Origin of the sequence: Bartonella sp. AA56HLJMS, from assembly GCF_042197145.1 — a bacterium.
In the GTDB taxonomy this organism is placed as follows: Bacteria; Pseudomonadota; Alphaproteobacteria; order Rhizobiales; family Rhizobiaceae; genus Bartonella.
Map to the genome: position 1 here is coordinate 1 of NZ_JBHIRL010000028.1, position 9330 is coordinate 9330.

Consider the following 9330-nt stretch of genomic DNA (forward strand, 5'->3'; position numbering starts at 1 on the left):
TAAACATGAGCATTGCCATAGACAAAAGCATGGTCATAAACTTTAGCATATTGAGAGATAAAAGCTTTTCCATAGACCTCAGCATTGCCATAAACTTGACCACAGACTTGAGAAAAATGCCGTATTTTTGCATTTTCATACACTCTTGCATGACCATAGACACAAGCCTCATCATACACCCAGCAATTACCATCATGGGATAGGTTAACTTCCTTTTCAATAAAGCCGCCTAAAGACCCCGCCTGTACATCATCAAAATCTTTTAAAGCTTTAATGCGATAAAGGTTTATAATATTTCGAGTAAGAGCATGTTTGATTTTTTTGATTTCACTGGTTAATTCGTATTTTTTGCACATAGAGATACCCTCACAATTTAATGTGATAAACATTTGATAAAATTTGGAATGGGAAAATTTGAAAGAGGGGCGCCCCCGCCGCGCCCGTGCTTTCATTTACACTGCTTTATTGATTAGACCCAGACAATCTCTAATTCACCATAAGGAGAGAGACGTTCAGTATAGGTTTTTATTTTAGTAGACCCGCCGACATTTTCACGAATAACAGCAATTCCATGAATATTGGCATTTTCATAAACATGCACGTTATTTGCTATACGAGCATTTTCATAAACCCTAGCATTGTCATAAACATAGGCATTATCATAAATAATAGCCTTGCCATACACATGTGCATTACCATAAACATGGGAATTATCAGAAATAACAGCATTGCCATAAACATGGGCATTATCATAAACATAGCCAGCAATGATAGCATTGTCATAAACCCGCGCATGACCATAGATATGACCACAAATGATAGCATTGCCAAAAACCCTTGCATTTTCATAAACGTGACCATTTTTAAACACAAGAGCCTCATCATACACCCAGCAATTTCCCTCATGAGAGAGGTTATCTTCCTTTTCAATAAAGCCACCCATGGCACCAGCTTTAACATCAGAAAAGTCTTTTAATGCTTGGATACGATAAAGAATTTGATTACTAATTACACGTGTCTCATTTGTGAGTGCAAACTTCTTTTGCATGGCACAATTCCTGTATAAAGAGATTTAAATTTTAGAATGAGATGTTTTAAAGAGGGACGCCCCCGCCGCGCCTGCGCGTTATTTACGCAGCATCATTTTCATATTCGCTGTCATTATAATCGTCATAATACCACTCACAATCAGCATAATATTCATGACGGTAATAATCATCTTCACTCCCAAATTCTGGATATGCCTCATCCCAAATATGATCATCAGCAGTTAAAGAGGCGGCGCTATGAACATAAGAATCGCCAGAGATAAGAGCCCCACAAACCACGGCATCATCAAAAACACGCGAGCCATCACAAATATGAGCAGCGCCGCTTATTTTTGCATTGCCACCGATATGAGCATCATCACAAATCACGGCATTATCGGAAATATGAGCATGATCAGTGACACGGGCGTTATCATAAATTTGTGCATTGCCTTCAATTACAACGGCATTGCGAACATGAGCATTTCCATAAAGCTTTGCATTGTCCTTTAATAACATGCCTTCAAAAATAGCATTCCCATAAATTTTTGCATTCCCACAAACGTCTACAAAAAAGCTTTTTACTTTAGCATTCCCTGAAACCCTTGCATTTTGAAAGACGCGCGCTTTGTCATAAACCCAGCAATTGCCTTTGTGAGATAAGTTACTTTCGTTTTCAATATACCCCCCAAGATCGCCAGCTTTGACATCCCCAAAATCTCTTAAAGCACGTATACGGTATAATATGAGACCAGTCACAAAATCCATTTCGCCAGTAAACTCATATTTTTTAGATGTTTTTTTCTTATTAACGGGGGTGTTTTTTGAGATATTTGTCATATTTAAACCTGTATGTTTTTAAAAGTTTTGAATTGACAGCCTATAAAGGGCGCCGGGCGTTCAAAACACGGCATACAGTCCGTTGCTATGCTTTTCCCATAAGGGTATTGTATGGCATAAGCACACCCGACATAAATACATACACTTATAATATAAAGCGTTGTAATAATCGAATTTTGTAGAGGAAGTAAACAATTTTGGTTGTTTATCCACTGTATGTTTAGTGTTTTGAATCACTTAAGTATTTACATAACAAAATACGTATTTATTGTCAAACAATATTTTATCTTTTTTGATATTTTTTGTATTTTTTTAAATATGTTGTGTATTGATAATATCTTATGCCTATTAGTTGCTTCTTTTATATTTATATGCTTTTAAAGCTATATTATTGGATTTCTTAAAAGATTGCGTTATTTTCTGAATCTATAAATTTATAATATTTAGAAACGCTCTCATAATGCGTATTTTAAACTTTATAACCTATCAATTTTGTTGCTAAATGAATTTTAAGATTTCTGTTAATTTCTTTTAATAGCACATTTTAGACTTAACAGCCTTTATAGGGACTGTCTTTATAAACAAATGCTTTCATTTGCATATGAGTATTCAAGTTTACTGTTTTTACGCATTCTTTATAGCTGTTATGTTCTTTATAGTCATGGCATCATTTTTCATTTTCATAAGAGAAACGATAAATAGGATAATTGCGATTTATTGTCTGTTATGAAAACATCTCAGTAGAAACTGATCATTATAGAGATGAGCAAAATCCCTTTTAATAAACTTTTGTCATTTTTGTCAGTTCTTCTTAGAACCTATATCATTTTTTTTAATGAGAAAAATTAAAAACATTATATTTCAATATGTTAGTATTTTAATGATACAACCCTTATTAAGATGCACCCCATAAATACAACTGTAAATATATATTTTGTCAGTTATGTGTCAGTAAATTGAACTGACAAAAGTGATCATTTTAGTGAGTCATTAAAACGTGTCTTATGAAAAGCGTATGACCCTTTAAAGCCTTTCAAAAGATAGCTTGTAACTCATATGAAATGCTATCAAAATCATTATGGTTATGAGTTTTGAAGGGGTTTTGAGTTTTGAGGGTTGCTGCTATTATGTAAAAAAAACGATAAAAAGCAAAAACGTTATTTTTCAATAGGTTAAGATTTTACAGATCTTAAAAAAACAACCCATATTGATAACACAACCTATAAATTCAACTAATAATATACGTTTTGAGGGGGTTTTGACGATTTTTACACCTTCAAAACCTATAAGCAAAATGAATATATATATATAACTCTCCTTAAACAAAGCTTTTGAAAACAATAAAGCACTCATTTTAGATTACGATATAACCTCTTAAAGGCAATCCAAATAAGAGTATCTAAAAGTGCAAGTTTCTTCTTTTTAGAATAACGCATGATAAATTATCCTTTTAAAGATTGTATGCAAGCAATGTATAAAGGGGTATAGACTACAGTTATAAGCTCTATACCCCTTACGAGTTTATCATACCCATTTGTAAGCATGCTTTATAAGTTATTCAGTTTCTCTTAATACCAAATTTGGTAAGTTCTTAACGATTTTCATTGTTTCTAAACTTACGGTAATAACCCTTTGAAACAACTCCAAAGGATAAGCAGGGTTTCCAACGGTTTCAACAGCATAGCGATTGGCATCATTAACAATGCCGCTCTTTTTATCAGTCTTTACACATTGCCGTTCCATAACCCATTCAAGAGCGGGTTTACCATTGACGATATATTCATAAGCTTCAAGAGGGATATCTGTCATTGTGACATTGCTGTTGTAAAAAACTGTCGATTTATCTTTTACTTTACTATTCCCAAAAAAATTCATTTCTGTAACATAATAGAATTTTTCAGGATTAGGGATATCAGTGAGTTTTGGATCACCTTTTTTAAAGGTTACAGGATAAGGTTCTACAGTTTCATAGTTCATATGCAAATGCCCCAGTTCACGCCCTGCAGTTACAAATTTCCAAAAATCTTCAGTGCTCTTTACACAAGGGATACGAGGCAATTCTTTAGAGAGGTTATCAGCATAACGGGTGCGGTAATCTTCTGAATGCAAAATCCCGTAAACATAATAAAATAGATCACCTTTAGTGATAGTTTCATTAGGATAAGCGGCTTTAAAATGTGCTAATCCTTCATCCGTAATGGCATCACGGCGTTGTAAACCAGCTGTTTTGTTTTCCTCTATAGAGTTTGTAAATAAATGGGATTGCTTTTCACTTTTCTCTTTTAAGGATACAATATCTTCATAAAGATATTGCGGAAAGCATTGACCGTTTTCTATCACCTGATAATCAGACACAGCTTTAATCATAAGAACAGAAAAGGTTTTTTTTGCTCCTATGCCTGTAAGTTGTATCATTTTATTTTCAACTGATTTTCCTATAGGAAATATACATGGCATTATGGAAACTCTATCGTTGAAAGCACGATTATAATAGAGCCATTGTTTTGTAAAAGGGCGATAAATACTTTGAATAAAGCACGTCTCCTCGAACTCAAATAATTTTTCTCTTATAAATTCTCGTTTAAGAGTACTACTCCAACTGATCTTTGTAGCATCAGCGTTAACGAAATTGTCTATAGCCTTTTCACGTATTTTGCGATCAACATGTCCATAAGCTTCGTTAAAGCGCTCCACTTCGCTATTATAGAAGTTAATCATGTTGTACATGTTTTTTGATAAAGCATTACGACTTGAGTTGTATGCCCACGCATCACGACTGGTTAGAACGCCACAGGAATAAGTTTCAAAAAGCTTTGTATCATGACCTTTCTTAACACCTAAAGCTAGAAATGTCTTGAAACTGTCATCACGTTGATTTATCCAATCATTATGCCTATCCGGTGTAATTATTTGCCAACCTTGTTTACTCCGTGTAATACCATTAATGCTACCAAATTTTTTAATTGTCTTAAGCTTTTCTTCTCTATTGAGATAATCTCCAATATCACGGAAATATATTTTCCCATGTTGTTGTGCATTTGGATTTTTAACCAAAATAGAAATCGCTATAGGGGCACGAGAACCTTCACCAAAAATTTTTCCACCTTCTTTGCGAGAAAGTTCTCCAGAGGTTCGTTGATTACCACGTAAATGGAAAATATAAAGGCTGCTAAATTCTTCAACGAGGCATTTGCGTAAGCCATCCATAGATTTTGTATCTATAAAACTTGCATTTGTAACAAAACCAATCACACCACGGTCTTTTATACGGTCACTTGCCCAGCGAATGGCGCGGATGTAACTATCATAAAGCGCCTGCATAAGACTTGCTTTTGAATGAGCGGCATAAGTGTCACCAATACGTTTATTTAATATGGGATAGGGAGTGTTCTTTGCATTGTCGTTTTCGCTTTTTTGTCCTATCGAATAAGGAGGGTTACCAAAAATAACTTCGATATCCAGTTTCTTTTGATGCTCTAAATATTCACTGTTTTCTTTGAATAATTTTTGCAGCAGATTCTTTTCTTCAAGCATCCGAAACGTATCAGTCAAACCAATATGCTTGAAAGGGATATATTCTCCTTTCATGATACTATGATAGGTCGATTCAATGTTAATCGCTGCTATGTAATAGGCAAGTAAGACAATCTCATTGGCATGGATATCATAACGGTATTTATATTCCATATCCTCTGGTTTGATGAGATCTGATTGTAAAAGCCGTGTAATAAAGGTACCCGTTCCCGTGAAAGGGTCAAGAATAGAGACACCCCGTGAACCAAGGCTTTTTCCAAATTCATTGCGTAAAACATCATCAACAGAATGAATGATAAAATCCACAACCTCAATGGGCGTATAGACAATTCCTAATTTTTCTACCGTACGCGGAAAAGCATGACGGAAAAATTCATTATAAAGCTTTACAATTAAGTTTTGTTGTGCTTCAAGACTTGTAGTTCCTCGTGTGTAAAATTGTACATTCCTAGAGATAGTTCTGAAATCTTGAGATTCTTCTTTAAGAGTAACTTTATCAAGGATATTAAGTACACGTTGTAAAGCACAAGAGACGGGATTTTCTTGAACAAACTGATGCCCCTCAAACAAAGCATCAAAGACTGGACGCGTCACAAGATGTTGTGCAAGCATTTCAATCGCATTTTCTTCGGAGAGGGTCGTGTTTAAATTGTTACGTAATTCGGTCATAAAACCATTAAACACCCGCCGCGTTTCCGTTTCTGATTTTGTTAAAACTTCGGTTAAGCGTGTGATATGATTTTGAGCAAGATCAGCAACATTGGTTGCCCATCTTTTCCAATAGCTAGGGTCGTAATTTCTCTTAACAATAGCTGCTCTAATGACATCCGGATATTGAGAAAAAAGGGATAATTCTTCTTCTGGTTTATATCCGTGAAAGGATTCATAAGTTGGTGATCCAATGTTCAGTCCTGAATATTCTGATTTTGAGCGTATAGGTAAGTCATCAATAACCACAGTTGTATCTTCTGAGGTAGCCTTTTGAGAAGGAACAATAATATCAAGGGCATAGCTTACGTCCTGTTTTATGGACATATGGTGGATTATTTTATTAAAACTCTCATCATGGGCACGCAAAGCATTGACGACTTGCCAGATGACATCATATTTTGGATTATTTTCCAAGGCTTGTACTGGTGGAATGCCAGCCGGTACTCCAACGGGTAGAATGATATAGCCTCTTTTCTTACCCTCTGCTCGACGCATGACACGGCCTATTGCTTGAATAATCTCAATTTGACTTTTTCGCGGGTGTAAGAATAGAACAGCATCAAGAGCAGGAACATCAACACCCTCAGAAAGACAGCGTACATTGGTTAGCACACGACACGTATTTTCCCCCGCATCTTCCTTTAACCAGTCAAGTTGTTTTGTACGCTCTTTAGCACTAAAGGTTCCATCAATATGGGCAAGAGTACAGTTAAGAGGGGGAGTATCTTTATAGTTTTTATGAAGGGCGTGCAAAGATTCTTGAACTTTTTCTTTTTTGAATTCCTTGCATATGCGTTTAGAAGTATCAATATCTTTGCAAAATGCTAAAGCTCTACGCATGGGATTGGGGTCATCTTCAAGATCAAGTTTCAGATCCATTTTGGTAAGGGCTCTATAACAGCCATTAATCTTGGTCCTATCGTCAAGAATAAGTTCATAATTCTTATCGGTAATAAGATGTTGAATGGATTGGCTTACTTCTTTTTCATTGACAACTAATATGATAACTTTACAAGGTGATAACAGTTTATGTTCTAGAGCTTCCGCAAATGTATAATGATGCAGTTCTTTGCCATAAATTTTTTCGTCATCCATAGAGGCAAGAACAGTATCAGATAGGTCAGCTTTCCTTTTTATCTTATCTGTAAAGATTTTGGGGGTTGCTGTCATATATAGACGTTTTTTACCCCGAATGATTCTGTTATCATGAACCTTGATAAATTCAGATTCACGCTTGTCTGTTCCTAACACAGCCCCAGTTGTTCTATGTGCTTCATCGCAAATGATTAGATCAAATTCGGGTAAACCATGCTCTTTTTGCGCATCTGAAATCACTTGGATAGAATGGTAAGTTGAAAACACCACCGTCATTGCATCTGCTAGGTTTTCGCAAGCTTCTTTGGCAAGGGTTTGGGCATCCGTGGTAGCAGGGAGAACAAGATCTGATGTTTCCATGCCAACAATATCATCTTGGTTCTTACGACGCTTGCCTACTTTTGTATCCGAACACACAGCAAAAGAACGCAAAGGGACTTGTGCATCGGCTGTCCATTCACGGATTGTTTGTGAGACTAAAGCCAGAGAAGGGACCAGAAACAAAACACGCTTGCCTTTCCCAGCAAGGGTTTCTGCTATCTTCAAACTGGTGAAAGTCTTCCCCGTACCACATGCCATGATCAGCTTGCCACGGTCTGCTTCTTTTAAACCTTCACAGACTTTCTTGATGGCTTCTTCTTGATGGGGACGAGGCTCTTTTATTGATTTAAGAACAATTTCTTTTTTAGTTGCAAATATTTGCCAATCTATACGACTGTTTTCCATATGACGAAGGTCAATGCGATAAACGGGTATCGCTTGTCCTTTGATCATGGCATTCACATTGTCACTTAATTCCACTTCCGTGGTATCGACGAGAAGACGATATTTAAAGATGTCTTTTCCAGAGGCAGCGATAAAGCTATCAATATCTTTTTTACTGATCTGATGGTCAGCTTTATAAAACTTACATTGAATAGCCACATATCCCTCTTGATTGCGAAGCTTTGCCACCAGATCAATGCCGATATCATTTTTATTCCAACCTTCACGCTCTTTAGCCCATTCATAATAGCTCTCAACCGTTTCATATCGTCCAAAATGGAGAGGGTCATACATAAGATAAGCCATGACAAGGTTTTCAAACAGCGTTCCCAATTCACGGGGTGATTTTGCTTGTTGACGATAATATTCCAAGAGAGAGCGTAAAGAGACATGTTCATGATCATAATGATGAGGGCGAAGCATAAAGAATAAACTCCATGACAATATATTCTATTGATTAATTCTCTTCAAAAGAATCAAAATGAAGCTTATTAAATCCATTTTGAGTAAATGGTGAAAAAAATGCAGAAAAATGCGAAAAAACGGATAAATTTTTTTCAAAAGAGTTTTTAAAGGTACTTATCCACAGCCCATGGCATAGGATAAGATCAGCAAAATAGTGAAATTTTCTGTTTATTTTATGGAAAAAAGACAAATTTGATATGTGCTTTTAAGATATCATAATGAGTATTTTGATAGGTTTTATGAGTCACTAAAATAATCTAGTTTGTCAGTTCAATTTACAGACACAAACTGACAAATATATATTATTGATTGTATTTAAGGTTGTATTGTCGATATAGGTTGTATCGTTAAAATGCTAACATATTGAAATATAATGTTTTTAATTTTCTCTCATTTAAAAAAATAATATAGGCTCTAAAAAGAACTGACAACACTGACAGCACTGGACAAAACTCTTCTGTTCAGATCATTATCTTTGGAGAAAGGTTGCTTAATGCGCTGTACAGAGAGTTTTGCCTATTTGAGTAGAAAGTTTTAAAAGAGATTTCTTATTGTTTTCTATGATGGTTTTTGACGACAGGATGTGCTTGATAGGATGATGTCTCGTTTATATGCGTGTTGAGTGGCTTAGAGGAGCTGGAGAGTGAATTTATCTCTAATTATTGATAAATATATTGTAGCATTAAACTGGGGATATTGATGTATTAACCATTGACGGGCTAAACAGTTTTGTTTAGAGGCTTCTTTATATAAATGTGGGGGAGAAATCTTCAGCAATTAAAATAAAGCAGTTTTTGGGTGTCACTTTTTTGGTTACAGAGGCATGTGCTTTTGTTAAAAGCGTCATAGGGCAGTGGCTGTTTTGAGTGGATTTATTAGCGGTTCCATGAAG

Annotated in this window: 3 protein-coding genes and 1 pseudogene; all 4 read right to left on the reverse strand. The window is 35.6% G+C overall.

From position 1 onward, the window contains the following. A pseudogene (locus tag ACFINI_RS08960) lies at window positions 1-356 on the reverse strand (hypothetical protein); the annotation flags it as partial. Between the two features lie 113 nt (window positions 357-469). Further along, on the reverse strand, window positions 470-1048 hold the full coding sequence (locus tag ACFINI_RS08965; RefSeq protein WP_375647886.1) for a hypothetical protein: 579 nt from the start codon (window positions 1046-1048) through the stop codon (window positions 470-472). An 82-nt stretch (window positions 1049-1130) separates the two neighbouring features. Then, window positions 1131-1868 carry a hypothetical protein gene (locus ACFINI_RS08970; protein ID WP_375632688.1) on the reverse strand — a complete coding sequence of 246 codons (738 nt, stop codon included), beginning with the start codon at window positions 1866-1868 and terminating at the stop codon, window positions 1131-1133. Window positions 1869-3422: 1554 nt separating this feature from the next. Beyond that, a complete protein-coding gene (locus tag ACFINI_RS08975) occupies window positions 3423-8396 on the reverse strand; it encodes a DEAD/DEAH box helicase (RefSeq protein ID WP_375647892.1) in 4974 nt (1657 codons plus the stop codon). Window positions 8397-9330 lie beyond the last annotated feature (934 nt).